Below are 14,764 nucleotides of genomic sequence, written 5' to 3' on the forward strand. Positions count from 1 at the left end.
TCGACTCTTCTTTCAACAGGTTCGCGGACAGGCCCGCGGGAGAACATTCAGGAGGCTTCGGTGATGGCGCCATCGGCGGCCACCTTGAAGTGCGGGTTCTTCGGCCCGCCGGGCACGATCACGCCCATGGAGACGACGTAGGTGAGCGCTTCGTCCACGCTCATCTGCAGCTCCACGCAGGCGCTCTTGCGCACCATCACGAAGTAGCCACCCGTGGGGTTGGGCGTGGTGGGCACGTACACGCTGAAGAACTCATCGTGCTCGGCGCCGCCGGGCATGGATTGGAGGTGGGTCAGGACGTCGCCCGCAGGGGAGCCGGTGAGAAACGCGATGGTCCACATGCCTTCGTGCGGCCATTGCACCAGCATGGCCTTGCGAAAGGCGTTGCCCTTCTCGGAGAACAGCGTGTCGGAGACCTGCTTGACGCCCGAATAGATCGAGCGCACCACCGGGATGCGGTGCAGCATGGCGTGCCACCAGCTCACCAGCTTGTTGCCGATGATGTTGGACGCCAGCGCGCCGATGGACAGCACGACGACCAGGGCGAACAGCACGCCCAGGCCCGGGATGTGCACCCCCAGCAGCTGATCGGGCTGCCAGCTCGTGGGCAGGATGCGCAAGGTCTGGTCGAGCGTGCTCACCACCCACTCCAGCACCCAGAGGGTGATGATCAGGGGCACCAGGACCAGCAGGCCCGAGAGCAGCCATTTGCGCAAGGAAGGCATCAGGACAGGCTCAGGTGGAGGACGCGGGCGGGCTGGCGGGCGCCGTTGCCGGCGCGGGCGCGGCGGCCGGTGCCGGGGCGGCGGAGGCATCGGCCTTGGCCGGTGCGGGGGCCGCGGCGTCGCCGGCCGTGGCGGGCGCGGTCGTGGTGGCGGGCTTGTTGCCTTCGCGGAAGTCGGTCACGTACCAACCCGAGCCCTTGAGCTGGAAACCGGCCGCCGTCAGCTGCTTCTTGAAGCTGGCCTGGCCGCAGGCCGGGCAGACAGTGAGCGGATCGTCGGAGATTTTCTGCAGCACGTCCTTGGCATGGCCGCAGGACTCGCACTTGTAGGCATAGATAGGCATGGCGTGGACCGGAATGAGGGCTGGAGCGCCTCGGGGAATCGGACCCCGGAGGGCGCCGGACGTTCCCGTGCGGGACGTGGAACAAAACCCGTCATTATAAATTGAGGGTGTGTCCCGCGTGCGCCGGGCGTCGGCGCCCGGCGGCCCCCACCTACCAGAGCCGGACCCGCACCAGCACCTGCATGACGATCAGGCCCAGCACGAAGCCGACGCCGCCGTAGATGATGCTCTGCAGCAGGCGGTTGGTGCGGCGTTGCTCGGCCACCAGGGTGTCGAGTTCGCGCCGCAGTTCGTGTGGCTTGTGCTGCAGGTAGTCGTGCAGCAGGCGCGGCAGCGCCGGCAGCAGCTTGGCGTACTGCGGCGCCTCGGCCTTGAGTTGCTGCAGCAGCTTCTGCGGGCCGACCTGCTCCACCATCCATTTCTCCAGGAACGGCTTGGCCGTGCTCCAGAGGTCGAGTTCGGGGTCGAGCTGGCGCCCGAGGCCCTCGATGTTGAGCAGGGTTTTCTGCAGCAGCACGAGCTGGGGCTGGATTTCCACGTGGAAGCGGCGCGAGGTCTGGAACAGCCGCATCAGCACCATGCCGAGCGAGATTTCCTTCAGCGGACGGTCGAAATAGGGTTCGCACACCGCGCGGATGGCCGATTCGAGCTCGTCCACCCGCGTTTCGGCGGGCACCCAGCCCGATTCGATGTGCAGCTCGGCCACGCGCTTGTAGTCGCGCCGGAAGAAGGCGGTGAAGTTCTGCGCCAGGTATTCCTTGTCGAACTCGGTGAGCGTGCCCACGATGCCGAAATCGAGCGAGATGTAGCGCCCGAAGGTGGCCGGGGCGGTGCTGACCTGGATGTTGCCCGGGTGCATGTCGGCGTGGAAGAAGCCGTCGCGGAACACCTGGGTGAAGAAAATGGTGACACCGTCGCGCGCGAGCTTGGGAATGTCCACGCCCAGGGCCCGCAGCTCCTCGACCCGGTTGATGGGGGTGCCGTGCATGCGCTCCATCACCATCACCTCGGTGTGGCAGTAGTCCCAGAGCATTTCCGGGATCAGCACCAGGTCCAGCCCCTGCATGTTGCGGCGCAGTTGGGCTGCGTTGGCGGCTTCGCGCAGCAGGTCCAGCTCGTCGTGCAGGTATTTGTCGAACTCGGCGACCACCTCGCGCGGCTTGAGGCGCTTGCCGTCGGCCGACAGCCGCTCGACCCAGCCGGCCATCATGCGCATGAGGCTGAGGTCCTTGTCGATCACCGGGCGCATGTTCGGGCGCAGCACCTTCACCGCGACCTCGCGCCCACCGTGGCGGCCGTCCAGCAGGGTGGCGAAATGCACCTGGGCCACGGAGGCGCTGGCCACCGGCACCTGTTCGAAATGCGAGAACACCGAGGACAGCGGTTTGCCGAAGGCGCGCTCGATGCTGGCGACCGCAACTTCGCTGGGGAACGGCGGCACCCGGTCCTGCAGGCGCGCGAGTTCGTCGGCGATGTCGGGCGGCAGCAGGTCGCGCCGCGTCGACAGCACCTGGCCGAACTTCACGAAGATCGGGCCCAGGCGCTCCAGGGCCTCGCGCAGGCGGGCACCGCGCGGCGCGTCCAGGTTGCGGCCGATGGAGACGATGCGGGTGAGCAGGCGAATGGCCGGGCGCTCGAAGCTGGAGAGCACCAGCTCGTCCAGGCCGTAGCGCAACACCACCCAGACGATGAAGGCGCCGCGGAAGAGCCGGCTCATGCCGCGGTTCCGTCGGCGCGCGGAGGCACCGACGCATCGCCACCGGCGGCCGCGCGCGGCGCACGGCCGGCTGGCAGGCGCTCCACGAAGGCCTTGACGGCCTGGGCCGCCGACTGAGCGAAGCGCGCCAGCGTGTGGGCAGTGGCGTCACCGACGATGCGGGAAAGGTCTTCCTCCACGTCCCAGCGCACGTTGTCCACCAGCCAGGCCACCTCGGCGGCGAGTTGCACGTCGCCCTGGATGTCCACGCCCGGTTTCTGGCCGGCGAGCACGCTCTGGGCCAACGCCAGCGGCGAGCGCTGGGTGAGCGTGACGCTCAGTTCGGGCGTCGCATCGGGTGCACAGCGCTCCAGCAGGCCGGCGGCGCTGGGTGCGAGCGTGAGGTGGAAATCGCCCCACTGGATGCGCACGGGTTTGCCCTTCTGGCGGCGCAGGCGGTCCTGGGCCGCTTTTTCCTGCATCAGCACGTGGTTGAGGAACAGCACCACGCGGTTCTGCAATTCGTCCACCACCCATTCGGGCGGGCGGATCGCGCCGAGCAGCGATTGCAGGAAGCTCAAGGGGGCGGCGGCCGCACCGGCCCCGGAAGAAGAATCGGGTGGTTCATTTTTCATGACCACCCGATTTTGACGGATAAAGCGCGAGGCACGGCGTCAGCGTGCATCAGCCGGGCTGGCGAGGCAGCCCCTGCGGCGTCACTGCAGCGCTTGCACGCCCGCCACCAGCCAGCCACCCGGGCCGTTCTTCGGGCGGGTGATGTTCCAGACTTCGCGGAACGGGTTGGGACCGGCGGACGCTTCCTCGCGGATGAGACCGGAGAATTCGACACTGGCCATGTACTCGCCCTGCAGTTCCTCGATGCCGAGCAACTGCGCGTCCAGCATGACGACCTCGGTCTTGTTGGCGCCACTCCGGGCCTGCTCGCGCTCGGCCAGCTGGCCGCGGATCTGCTGGAGCATGTCGTCGGTCATCATCGCGCGCAGCGCGGGGATGTCGGAACGGTCCCAGGCATCCTGCAGGCTCACGAAGTTGGCTTTGGAGGCCTTGAGGAAGCCCTCGGCATCAAAACCGGCGGGAACGCCCCAGCTCTGGCTGCCGCCGAGCGCCGAACCGATCATGGAACCGCCGACGGGGCGGTGGGAGTGGTCCAGCGCGGCCGGGCCGCTGCGCTCCCAGGGCCGGGCCGAGGCGTCGTTGCCGACGTTCTGCGGGCTGTAGCTGCGCGGCGTGGCCGGGTCGTACTGCGACTGGCCGGCCGGGCCGGCGCCCTGGTAGGCCATGCCACCCGGAGCAGCCGCCGCAGGCGCGCGGCGGCGCATCACCATGCCGATCACCGCCATGACCACCATCGCCAGCAGGGCGAACAGCAGGATCTGGCGAAAGGCTTCGCCCAGGCCCAGAGAAGAGGCCAGCCAGGCCAGGCCCAGGCCGGCGGCCAGGCCCCCGAGCATGGCGCCCCAGGGGCGCTTGGGCGCCGCGGCGGCGGCGGCCGGATTGGCGGTGGCCGGACGGGCCGCCGCCGCCGCATTCTGGGCAGGCGCCTGCTGCGGCGCGGCCTGCTGGGACGGCGGCGCGCTGCTGCGCTGCGTCACGTTGCCCGACTGCTTGCCGAACGACGCGCCACCGCCCATGCGCTTGGCCCACACATCCTGGGTGCCCAGCGCCATCGCGAACACCAGCAACACCGACCACAACTTGTTCATGCTTTTGCCTCCTTCAAACAACAGAAAACCTGAAAAACCATTCAACACTTGATGCCCATGTGCAACGCCACCACCCCGGCGCTGAGGTTGTGCACGTCCACATGGCCGAATCCGGCTGTGCGCATCATCTGCCGCAACTCTTCCTGCCCCGGGTGCATGCGGATGGACTCCGCGAGGTAGCGGTAGCTGCTCTCGTCGTTGGCCACCAGCTTGCCCAACTTGGGCAGCACATTGAACGAATACCAGTCATAAGCCTTCTCGAGCGGTTTCGCCACCCGGGAAAACTCCAGCACCAGCAATTTGCCCCCCGGCTTGAGGGTCCGATGCATTTCGGCCAGTGCAAGTTCCTTGTGCGTCATGTTGCGCAGGCCGAAAGCCACTGAAACAAAATCGAACGACTCGTTGGCGAACGGCAGTTTCTCGGCGTCGCACACCATGGTGGGCAGCACCACGCCCAGGTCCAGCAGGCGCGAGCGGCCCTCGCGCAGCATGGCTTCGTTGATGTCGGTGTGCACCACGCGGCCGGTGGGGCCCACCTTGCGGGCAAACGCCAGCGAGAGGTCGCCGGTGCCACCAGCGATGTCGAGCACCTGCTGGCCCGGCTGCGGGTTGCGCCACGGTGATGGTGTAGCGCTTCCAGAGGCGGTGCAGCCCGGCCGACATGAGGTCGTTCATCACGTCGTACTTGGGCGCGACCGAGTCGAACACGCTGCGCACGCGCTGCGCCTTCTCGCCTTCGTCGACGGTCTTGAAACCGAAATGGGTGGAGGCCATGGTGGAATTTCCTCGCTTCAGTGGCTGCCGCAGGCGTGGCCGCCCTTGTCCGGCATGGGGGCGTCGCGCTCCACGCCGGCGGCCTGCAGACGTTCCAGGTACTCGGCCCACAGGTCGGCCTGCTTCGAACCCAGAAAATACAGGTAGTCCCAGGAGAAGATGCCCGAGCTGTGGCCGTCGGAGAAGGTGGGCTGCACCGCGTAGTTGCCGACCGGCTCCAGCGCCACGACGCCGACCTCGCGCTTGCCGGTCTGCAGCACCTCCTGGCCCTTGCCATGGCCCTGCACCTCGGCCGAAGGGGAATAGACCCGCATCAGCTCGAACGGGATCTTGAATTCGCGGCCGTCGGAAAAGCCGATTTCCAGCACCCGCGACTGCTGGTGCAGGGTGATCGACTGCGGCGAGGGGGTGTTCTTGTCGAGGCCAGCCATGAAAGTCTCCGTTGTCGGGCGGGTCAGACGAGCACGCGCTCGATGCCGCCTTCGTTGGCCTTCGCCACGTACTCGGGCAGCCATTCTTCGCCCAGGATCTGGCGCGCCATCTCCACCACGATGTAATCGGCTTCCAGCAGGCCGGACTTGAGGTCGTCGCCATAGCGGCTCAGGCCTTGCAGGCAGCTCGGGCACGAGGTGAGGATCTTGACGTTGTCGTTCGCGCCCACGGTGCCGGCGGCGCGCAGCGCGGCCTCGCCCTTCTGGATTTCCTCTTCCTTGCGGAAGCGGACCTGGGTGGAAATGTCGGGCCGGGTCACGCCCAACGTGCCCGATTCGCCGCAACAACGCTTGCTCTCCACCACGTTGTCGCCCACCAGCGCCTTGACCGTCTTCATCGGGTCCTGCAGCTTCATCGGCGTGTGGCAGGGGTCGTGGTACAGGTAACCGCCCTGTCCGGCCGGCAAGGTGATGCCCTTTTCCAGCAGGTATTCGTGGATGTCGATGATGCGGCAGCCCGGGAAGATCTGGTCGAACTCGTAACCCTGCAGCTGGTCGTAGCAGGTGCCGCAGCTCACCACCACGGTCTTGATGTCCAGGTAGTTGAGCGTGTTGGCGACCCGGTGGAACAGCACCCGGTTGTCGGTGATCATCTTCTCGGCCTTGTCGAACTGGCCGCTGCCGCGCTGCGGGTACCCACAGCACAGGTAGCCCGGGGGCAACACCGTCTGCACGCCGGCATGCCAGAGCATGGCCTGTGCGGCCAGGCCCACCTGCGAGAACAGGCGCTCCGAACCACAGCCCGGGAAGTAGAACACCGCCTCCGTCTCGGCCGTGGTGGCCGAGGGGTTGCGGATGATGGGCACGTAATCCTTGTCTTCGATGTCCAGCAAGGCGCGGGCGGTCTTCTTGGGCAGGCCACCCGGCATCTTCTTGTTGATGAAGTGGATCACCTGCTCCTTGATCGGCGCGGGGCCCAGGGTGGCTGGGGGCGCGCCGGTCTGCTTGCGCGCGAGGCGCTGGAGCAGGTCGTTGGCCAGGCGCTGGGCCTTGAAGCCCGCGCCCACCATGGCGCCGCGCACGAACTTGATGGTCTCGGGGTTGGTCGCGTTCAGGAAGAACATGGCCGCCGCGTTGCCGGGCCGGAAGCTCTTCTGGCCCATCTTGCGCAGCAGGTTGCGCATGTTCATGGTCACGTCGCCGAAGTCGATCTTGACCGGGCAGGGGCTCAGGCACTTGTGGCACACCGTGCAGTGGTCGGCCACGTCCTCGAACTCTTCCCAGTGCTTGATGCTGATGCCGCGGCGGGTCTGCTCTTCGTACAGGAAAGCCTCGACCAGCAGCGAGGTGGCCAGGATCTTGTTGCGCGGCGAATAGAGCAGGTTGGCGCGCGGCACGTGCGTGGCGCACACCGGCTTGCACTTGCCGCAGCGCAGGCAGTCCTTGACGCTGTCGGCGATGGCGCCGATCTCGCTGCGCTGCATGATGATCGATTCGTGCCCCATCAGGCCGAAGCTGGGCGTGTAGGCGTTGGACAGGTCGGCGCTGCGCAGGCTGGCGTCGCCCACCGGACCCTGGCGCAGCAGCTTGCCCTTGTTGAAGCGGCCCTCGGGGTCGACGCGTTGCTTGTAGTCCGCGAAGGGTTGCAGCTCCTCGTCGGTCAGGAATTCCAGCTTGGTGATGCCGATGCCGTGTTCGCCCGAGATCACGCCGTCGAGCTGGCGCGCGAGCACCATGATGCGCGCCACGGCCTCGTGCGCGGTCTGCAGCATCTCGTAGTCGTCGCTGTTGACCGGGATGTTGGTGTGCACGTTGCCGTCACCGGCATGCATGTGCAGCGCCACCCACACGCGGCCCTTGAGCACGCGCTGGTGGATGGTGGTGCATTCGGCCAGCAAGGGGCCGAACGCCGCGCCGGAGAAGATGGCCTGCAGCGGCGCGCGGATCTGCGTCTTCCAGCTCGCGCGCAGGCGGTGGTCCTGCAGCTGCGGGAACAGCGCGTCCACGTCGCTCAGCCAGCCCGCCCAGAGCGCGCGCACTTCGCGCACCAGGGCCAGGGCCTGCTGCACGCGGTCTTCCAGCAGTTCCGCGCTGGGGATGTCGCTGGCGTCGTCGGTCTTGCCCAGCGGCAGGTTGCCCTTGGCGAAGAAGGCTTCGAGCGCGTCGGCCAGCTTGATCTTGTTGCGCAGCGACAGCTCGATGTTGATGCGTTCGATGCCTTCGGTGTACTCGCCCATGCGCGGCAGCGGGATCACCACGTCTTCGTTGATCTTGAAGGCGTTGGTGTGCCGGCTGATGGCCGCCGTGCGCTTGCGGTCCAGCCAGAACTTCTTGCGCGCCTCGGCGCTGATGGCCACGAAGCCCTCGCCGCTGCGCGAATTCGCCATGCGGATCACTTCGCTGGTGGCGCGCGCCACGGCATCGGCGTCGTCGCCCACGATGTCGCCGATCAGCACCATCTTGGGCAAGGTGCCGCGCTTGCTCTTGGTGGCGTAACCCACGGCCTTGAGGTAACGGTCGTCGAGGTGCTCCAGGCCGGCCAGGATGGCGCCGCCCGGGCGCTTCATCTCGGCGAACATGAAGTCCTTGATGTCCACGATGGACGGCACGCAGTCCTTGGGATTGCCGAAGAACTCCAGGCAGACCGTGCGCACGTGGTCGGGCATGCGGTGCACCACCCAGCGCGCGCTGGTGATCAGGCCATCGCAGCCCTCCTTCTGGATGCCCGGCAGACCGCTGAGGAACTTGTCGGTCACGTCCTTGCCCAGGCCTTCCTTGCGGAAGGTCTTGCCCGGGATCACCAGCTGCTCGCTGCGCACCGGGGTCTTGCCGTCGGCCTCGAAGTACTGCAGCCCGAAGGTGGCGACCTCGGCGTCATGGATCTTGCCCAGGTTGTGGTCCAGCCGGGTGACTTCCAGCCACTGGGCCTGCGGTGTGACCATGCGCCACGACACCAGGTTGTCCAGCGCCGTGCCCCACAGCACGGCCTTCTTGCCGCCCGCGTTCATGGCGATGTTGCCGCCGATGCACGAGGCCTCGGCCGAGGTCGGGTCCACCGCGAACACGTGGCCCGCGCGGTCGGCGGCGTCGGACACGCGCTGGGTCACGACGCCGGCTTCGGTCCAGATGGTGGGCAACGGCTTGTCGTGCCCGGGCACCTTGACCCACTCCACCTCGGTCATGGCTTCGAGCTTCTCGGTGTTGATCACCGCGCTCTTCCAGGTCAGCGGAATCGCGCCGCCCGTGTAGCCGGTGCCGCCCCCTCGCGGGATGATGGTCAGCCCGAGCTCGTAGCAGCCCTTGACCAGCAAGGCCATTTCGGCTTCGGTGTCGGGCGTGAGCACCACGAAGGGGTATTCCACGCGCCAGTCGGTCGCGTCGGTCACGTGCGAGACGCGCGACAGGCCGTCGAACTTGATGTTGTCCTTGGCCGTCAGCCGGCGCAGCGCCTTGGTGGCGCGCTGGCGCAGCGCGGCCATGTCCTGGAACGAGCGGGAGAACTGATCGACCGCCGCGCGGGCCGCCGTGAGCAACTCGGCCACCAGGCCATCGCGCACCGCGTCGTCCTGTGGCGTGCGGCGCTTCTGCACCTCGGCCAGCCGGTGGTGCAGGGCGTCCACCAGCTGCTGGCGGCGCTTGGGGCTGTCGAGCAGGTCGTCCTGCAGGTAGGGGTTGCGCTGCACCACCCAGATGTCACCCAACACCTCGTACAGCATGCGGGCGGAGCGGCCCGTGCGACGCTCACCCCTCAGTTCGTCCAGCAGGCCCCAGGCGCGCTCGCCGAGCAGGCGCAGCACGATTTCACGATCCGAGAAGGAGGTGTAGTTGTAGGGAATCTCGCGCAAACGTGGCGCATCGTCGGTGGCGGTGGCGAGCAACGAAAGCGGTGTGGGTGCGTTCATGTGTGTGGCAGTCGCCAGCATGACAGTAAAGAACCCAGGATGGTACCGCAGCGCAACATTCACCCACCCCCCCTGTGGAAACCCCTGTTGTCACACCTGGGAAACGCATGTGCAATCGTTTTGACATATCGGAGCCCTACCCTACCCCCACCGGTTTCCGACCATCCATCCCAAGGAGCAACACCCATGCACAAGCGTTTTCTTCCCATGACCGGCGCCCTGGCGCTCGCCGCCCTGATGAGCGGCCCGGTCCACGCCCAGGCGCCGACCGAGATCCAGTGGTGGCACTCGATGAGCGCAGCGCTTGGCGAGTGGGTGAATGACCTGGCCAAGCAGTACAACGCCAGCCAGAGCCAGTACAAGGTCGTGCCCACGTACAAGGGCACGTACGACGAGTCCATGACGGGCGCCATTGCCGCCTTCCGCGCGGGCAATGCGCCACACATCCTGCAGGTGTTCGAGGTCGGTACCGCGACCATGATGGCCAGCAAGGGCGCCATCGTGCCCGCCGCCAAGGTGCTCAACGACGGCGGCTTCAAGTTCGACCCGACGCAGTACGTGTCGGCCGTGGCCGGCTACTACACCGCCCCCCAACGGCCAGATGCTGAGCTACCCGCTCAACAGCTCGACCACCATCTTCTATTACAACAAGGACGCCTTCAAGAAGGCCGGCCTGGACCCCGAAAAAGCGCCCAAGACCTGGCCCGAAGTGTTCGCCGCCGCCTCCAAGCTCAAAGCCAGCGGCCACGCCTGCCCGTTCACCACCAGCTGGATCAGCTGGACGCAGCTGGAGAGCTTCTCGCTCTGGCACAACACCCTGTTCGCCTCCAAGAACAACGGTTTTGACGGCAACGACGCACAGCTGATGATCAACACGCCGCTGCACGTGCGCCACTTCGAGAACCTCGCCAAGGCTTCCAAGGAAGGCAGCTTTGTCTACAAGGGTCGAGGCAACGCGCCCGACGCCTCCTTCCCCTCGGGCGAGTGCGCCATGATCACGGGCTCGTCGGGCCTGTATGCCCGCGTGTCCAAGGACGCCAAGTTCGCCTACGGCATCTCCGCCCTGCCCTACTACGCCGATGTCAAGGGCGCGCCCCAGAACACCGCCATCGGCGGCGCCAGCCTGTGGGTGATGGCCGGCAAGAAGCCCGCCGAATACAAGGGCGTGGCCGATTTTCTGAACTTCCTGAACGACACCCGGGTGCAGGCCGCCAGCCACCAGCGCACCGGTTACCTGCCGGTGACCACCGCGGCCTACAAGCTGACTGAGGCATCCGGCTTCTATGAAAAGAACCCGGGCACCGACGTGGCCGTGACGCAGATGATCCGCAAGGCCACCGACAAGTCGCGCGGCATCCGCCTGGGCAACTTCGTGCAGATCCGCACCATCATCGACGAGGAAACCGAGCAGATCTGGGCCGGCAAGAAGTCGCCCAAGGAAGCGCTGGACACCGCCGTGACACGAGGCAACGAGCAGCTCGTGCGTTTCGCCCGCGCCAACAAGTAAATTCTGGCCCGAAGCCTGACGATGCCTGCCAGTCCTTTGGTCGGCATCGATAGCCCGCCACTCTGCAGACCCCCGCGGTTTGCACAGCGGCGGGTTGTCTTTTTGAAAGACTGAGAAAGACTGGACATGGAAAAGCGCGTGCTCTTTCGCTCTGCGTGGTTGCCCTGGGTGTTGCTGGCGCCCCAGCTGGCCATCATCAGCATCTTCTTCTTCTGGCCGGCAGGTCAGGCCCTGGTGCAATCGTTCCAGGTGCAGGATTCGTTCGGCTTTTCCAAGGAGTGGGTGGGCTTCGAGAACTTCAGAAACCTCTTCGAAGACCCGAGCTACCTGGCCTCGTTCAAGACCACGGCCTTCTTCTCGGTGCTGGTCGCGGGTTTCGGCATCGCCATTTCGCTGGTGCTGCGCATCTTCGCCGACCGCATCATCAAAGGCGCGCTGGCCTACAAGACCGCGCTGCTGCTGCCCTATGCCGTGGCCCCGGCGGTGGCTGGCGTGCTCTGGATGTTCATGTTTTCGCCGTCGCTCGGCGTGGTGGCCTACATGCTGCGCCAGTCGGGCTTCAACTGGAACCACATGCTCAATTCCGACCACGCGATGACGCTGATCGTGATCGCGGCGGTGTGGAAGCAGATCTCCTACAACTTCCTGTTCTTCCTCGCAGGGCTGCAGTCGATCCCCAAGTCGCTGATCGAGGCCGCCGCCATCGACGGCGCGGGCCCCTGGCGCCGGTTCTGGAGCATCCAGTTCCCGCTGCTGTCACCCACCACCTTCTTCCTGCTGGTGATCAACGTGGTGTACGCCTTCTTCGACACCTTCGCCATCGTGGACGCGACCACGCAAGGCGGCCCGGGCCGCGACACCGCGATCCTGGTCTACAAGGTCTACCACGACGGCTTCAAGGCCATGGACATGGGCGGCTCGGCCGCGCAGTCGGTGGTGCTGATGGTGATCGTCATCGTGCTCACGGTGATCCAGTTCCGCTACGTCGAGAAGAAAGTGCAGTACTGACATGGTTGAACGCAGTCCCTATCTGACGCTGCTGTCGCACCTGATCCTGGTGCTGGGCGTGCTCATCGTCGGCTTCCCGCTGTACCTGGCGTTCGTGGCGTCCACCCACACCGCGCAGGACATCGTGCAAGCCCCCATGCCTTTGCTGCCCGGCAGCAACTTCTGGCAGACCTACCGCGACACCCTGTTCGGCGGCGGCAGCGGCCCGGGCTCCAGCGCGCCGGTGGCGCGCATGATGTGGGTAAGCCTGGTCACGGCGCTCGTCATCACCTTCGGCAAGATCGCCATCTCGCTGCTGTCGGCCTTCGCCATCGTCTACTTCCGCTTCCCGTTCAAGGGCATCTGCTTCTGGCTGATCTTCATCACGCTGATGCTGCCCGTGGAAGTGCGCATCGGCCCGACCTACCAGGTGGTATCCGACCTGGGCATGCTCAACACCTACGCGGGCCTGACCGTCCCCCTCATCGCCTCCGCCACCGCCACCTTCCTGTTCCGGCAGTTCTTCCTCACGGTGCCAGACGAACTGGTGGAAGCCGCGCGCGTGGATGGCGCAGGCCCGATGCGTTTCTTCAAGGACATCCTGGTGCCCTTGTCGCGCACCTCGATCGCCGCGCTGTTCGTGATCCAGTTCATCTACGGCTGGAACCAGTACCTGTGGCCGTTGCTCGTCACCACCTCGGAAGAGATGTACCCGGTGGTGATCGGCATCAAGCGCATGATCGCGGGCGGCGACGCCGGCAACGAGTGGAACATCGTGATGGCGACCGCGCTGCTGGCCATGCTGCCGCCCGCGCTCGTGGTGATCTTCATGCAGCGCTGGTTCGTCAAGGGACTGGTGGACACCGAAAAGTAACCCGGCAACCGACAACAACACGATCACAACAACGCCATGGCTTCTCTCTCACTTCGCAACATCGTCAAGCGCTACGGCATCGGCCCCAAGGCCAATCAGGTCATCCACGGGGTGAACGCCGAGATCCAGGATGGCGAGTTCGTCGTCATCGTCGGGCCGTCGGGCTGCGGCAAGTCCACGCTGCTGCGCATGGTCGCGGGCCTGGAGGAAATCTCCGGTGGTGAACTTCGCATCGGCGACCGCGTCGTCAACAACCTGGAACCGGCCCAGCGCGACATCGCCATGGTGTTCCAGAACTACGCGCTCTACCCGCACATGACGAACTTCGACAACATGGCCTACGGCCTGAAGATCGCCAAGGTGCCCAAGGAAGAGATCCGCGCCCGTGTGGACAAGGCCGCCAAGATCCTCGAACTCGGCCACCTGCTTGAGCGCAAGCCGCGCGAGCTCTCGGGCGGCCAGCGCCAGCGCGTGGCGATGGGCCGCGCCATCGTGCGCCAGCCACAGGTCTTCCTGTTCGACGAGCCGCTCTCCAACCTGGACGCCAAGCTGCGCGCCCAGACCCGGCTGGAAATCCAGAAGCTGCACCGCGAACTGGGCATCACCTCGCTGTTCGTCACGCACGACCAGGTCGAAGCGATGACGCTGGCCGAACGCATGATCGTGATGAACGCGGGCAACATGGAGCAGTTCGGTACGCCCGAAGAGGTCTATTCGCGCCCGGCCACGACCTTCGTGCGCCAGCTTCATCGGCTCGCCGCCCATGAACCTGCTGAAACACGCGCCCGGTGGGCGCCCCGGCAGCATCCTGGGCATCCGCCCCGAGCACCTGGACGTGGGTGACAGTGGCTGGGCGCTGCAGGTGGAAACGGTGGAGTTGCTGGGCGCCGAGCGCCTGGTGCACGCCCGCCTGGGCGACGAGATGCTGATCATCCGCACCCACGAGGACCAGGGTGCCCCGGCCATCGGCAGCACCATCCATGCCCAGCCGCGCGAGGACCGCCTGCACTGGTTCAACGCCGAGACCGGCCAGCGGCAATGAGTGGAGAGAGCAGCCGGGCCACTGGCCCTACCCGCGCTGGGTCGCCCACCGCGGCGCCGGCAGGCTGGCGCCCGAAAACACCCTCGCCGCCTTCCGCCTCGGGGCCTCGCACGGCTACCGCATGTACGAATGCGACGCCAAGCTCAGCGCCGATGGCGTGGTCTTCCTGCTGCACGACGCGACCCTGGAGCGCACCACGAACGGCAGCGGCGTGGCCGGTGAGCGCCCCTGGGGCGAGCTGAGCCAGCTCGATGCCGGTGGCTGGCACTCGCGCGCGTTCGCGGGCGAGCCCCTGGCCGCCCTGGAAGCCGTGGCCCGCCACTGCCAGGCGCAGGGCCATTGGCTCAACATCGAGATCAAACCCACCCCCGGCACGGAGCTGCGCAGCGGGGCGCGCCGTGGCGGAAGCGGCCGCGCGGCTCTGGGCCAGCAACGCCGAGCGCGCGCCCTTCCTCACCTCGTTCCAGCCCGACGCGCTGCAGGGCTCGCGGGAAAGCGCTCCCCACCTGCCGCGCGGGCTGCTGCTCGACACCCTGCGGGAAGGCTGGCGGGACATGGCGCAATCTTTGGGGTGCGTGGCGGCCGTGTGCAACCACGCCCTGTGGGACAGCAGCACCGTGGCCCAGGCCCGGGAAAGCGGCCTGCGCACCCTGGCCTACACCGTGAACGACGAATGGGCCGCGCAGCGGCTGCTGGACCTGGGCTTGGACGGCATCATCACCGACCGCATCGACCTGTTTGCGCCCGGGCGCTGAGGCG

General features: G+C 66.6%; 9 protein-coding genes and 4 pseudogenes. 5 read left to right on the top strand and 8 right to left on the bottom strand.

The genetic code is table 11. The features are described from left to right. Nucleotides 1-47 precede the first annotated feature (47 nt). The 8 genes and pseudogenes from ACFJGX_RS25360 to ACFJGX_RS25395 all read right to left on the bottom strand — a co-directional run bounded on the left by ACFJGX_RS25360 (nucleotide 48) and on the right by ACFJGX_RS25395 (nucleotide 9,595). On the bottom strand, nucleotides 48-725 hold the full coding sequence (locus ACFJGX_RS25360; RefSeq protein ID WP_382161264.1) for a DUF502 domain-containing protein: 678 nt from the start codon (nucleotides 723-725) through the stop codon (nucleotides 48-50). Between the two features lie 10 nt (nucleotides 726-735). Then, nucleotides 736-1,068 (bottom strand): FmdB family zinc ribbon protein, encoded by a 333-nt coding sequence (locus ACFJGX_RS25365; RefSeq protein WP_382161267.1) that lies wholly within the window; start codon nucleotides 1,066-1,068, stop codon nucleotides 736-738. A 151-nt stretch (nucleotides 1,069-1,219) separates the two neighbouring features. Beyond that, the gene (gene ubiB / locus ACFJGX_RS25370; RefSeq protein WP_382161270.1) at nucleotides 1,220-2,785 is read right to left on the bottom strand and encodes a ubiquinone biosynthesis regulatory protein kinase UbiB; all 1,566 of its coding nucleotides are present in this window, start codon (nucleotides 2,783-2,785) and stop codon (nucleotides 1,220-1,222) included. Further along, nucleotides 2,782-3,399, bottom strand: coding sequence for a hypothetical protein (locus ACFJGX_RS25375; RefSeq protein WP_382323386.1), 618 nt, complete (start codon nucleotides 3,397-3,399; stop codon nucleotides 2,782-2,784). The genes ubiB and ACFJGX_RS25375 overlap by 4 nt, the downstream gene beginning before the upstream one ends. 81 nt (nucleotides 3,400-3,480) lie before the next feature. Continuing rightward, on the bottom strand, nucleotides 3,481-4,488 hold the full coding sequence (locus ACFJGX_RS25380; RefSeq protein ID WP_382323385.1) for a Tim44 domain-containing protein: 1,008 nt from the start codon (nucleotides 4,486-4,488) through the stop codon (nucleotides 3,481-3,483). Between the two features lie 41 nt (nucleotides 4,489-4,529). Next, nucleotides 4,530-5,262: pseudogene (gene ubiE / locus ACFJGX_RS25385) on the bottom strand (bifunctional demethylmenaquinone methyltransferase/2-methoxy-6-polyprenyl-1,4-benzoquinol methylase UbiE). Nucleotides 5,263-5,279: 17 nt separating this feature from the next. Continuing rightward, nucleotides 5,280-5,693 carry a gamma-butyrobetaine hydroxylase-like domain-containing protein gene (locus tag ACFJGX_RS25390; protein ID WP_382323384.1) on the bottom strand — a complete coding sequence of 138 codons (414 nt, stop codon included), beginning with the start codon at nucleotides 5,691-5,693 and terminating at the stop codon, nucleotides 5,280-5,282. A 23-nt stretch (nucleotides 5,694-5,716) separates the two neighbouring features. Continuing rightward, a complete protein-coding gene (locus tag ACFJGX_RS25395) occupies nucleotides 5,717-9,595 on the bottom strand; it encodes a DUF3683 domain-containing protein (protein ID WP_382327298.1) in 3,879 nt (1,292 codons plus the stop codon). Between the two features lie 207 nt (nucleotides 9,596-9,802). Between ACFJGX_RS25395 and ugpB the strand changes: the two are divergent. The 5 genes and pseudogenes from ugpB to ugpQ all read left to right on the top strand — a co-directional run bounded on the left by ugpB (nucleotide 9,803) and on the right by ugpQ (nucleotide 14,760). Next, nucleotides 9,803-11,102: pseudogene (gene ugpB / locus ACFJGX_RS25400) on the top strand (sn-glycerol-3-phosphate ABC transporter substrate-binding protein UgpB). A gap of 126 nt (nucleotides 11,103-11,228) precedes the next feature. Beyond that, nucleotides 11,229-12,110 (top strand): sn-glycerol-3-phosphate ABC transporter permease UgpA, encoded by an 882-nt coding sequence (ugpA, locus tag ACFJGX_RS25405; RefSeq protein WP_382327300.1) that lies wholly within the window; start codon nucleotides 11,229-11,231, stop codon nucleotides 12,108-12,110. 1 nt (nucleotide 12,111) lies between these two features. Continuing rightward, a complete protein-coding gene (ugpE, locus tag ACFJGX_RS25410; protein WP_291114924.1) occupies nucleotides 12,112-12,963 on the top strand; it encodes a sn-glycerol-3-phosphate ABC transporter permease UgpE in 852 nt (283 codons plus the stop codon). A gap of 36 nt (nucleotides 12,964-12,999) precedes the next feature. Continuing rightward, nucleotides 13,000-14,005: pseudogene (gene ugpC, locus ACFJGX_RS25415) on the top strand (sn-glycerol-3-phosphate ABC transporter ATP-binding protein UgpC). Next, nucleotides 13,944-14,760: pseudogene (gene ugpQ / locus ACFJGX_RS25420) on the top strand (glycerophosphodiester phosphodiesterase). The pseudogenes ugpC and ugpQ overlap by 62 nt, the downstream one beginning before the upstream one ends. Nucleotides 14,761-14,764 lie beyond the last annotated feature (4 nt).

The organism is Hydrogenophaga sp. UC242_50 (assembly GCF_042697355.1).
Lineage (GTDB): Bacteria > Pseudomonadota > Gammaproteobacteria > Burkholderiales > Burkholderiaceae_C > Hydrogenophaga.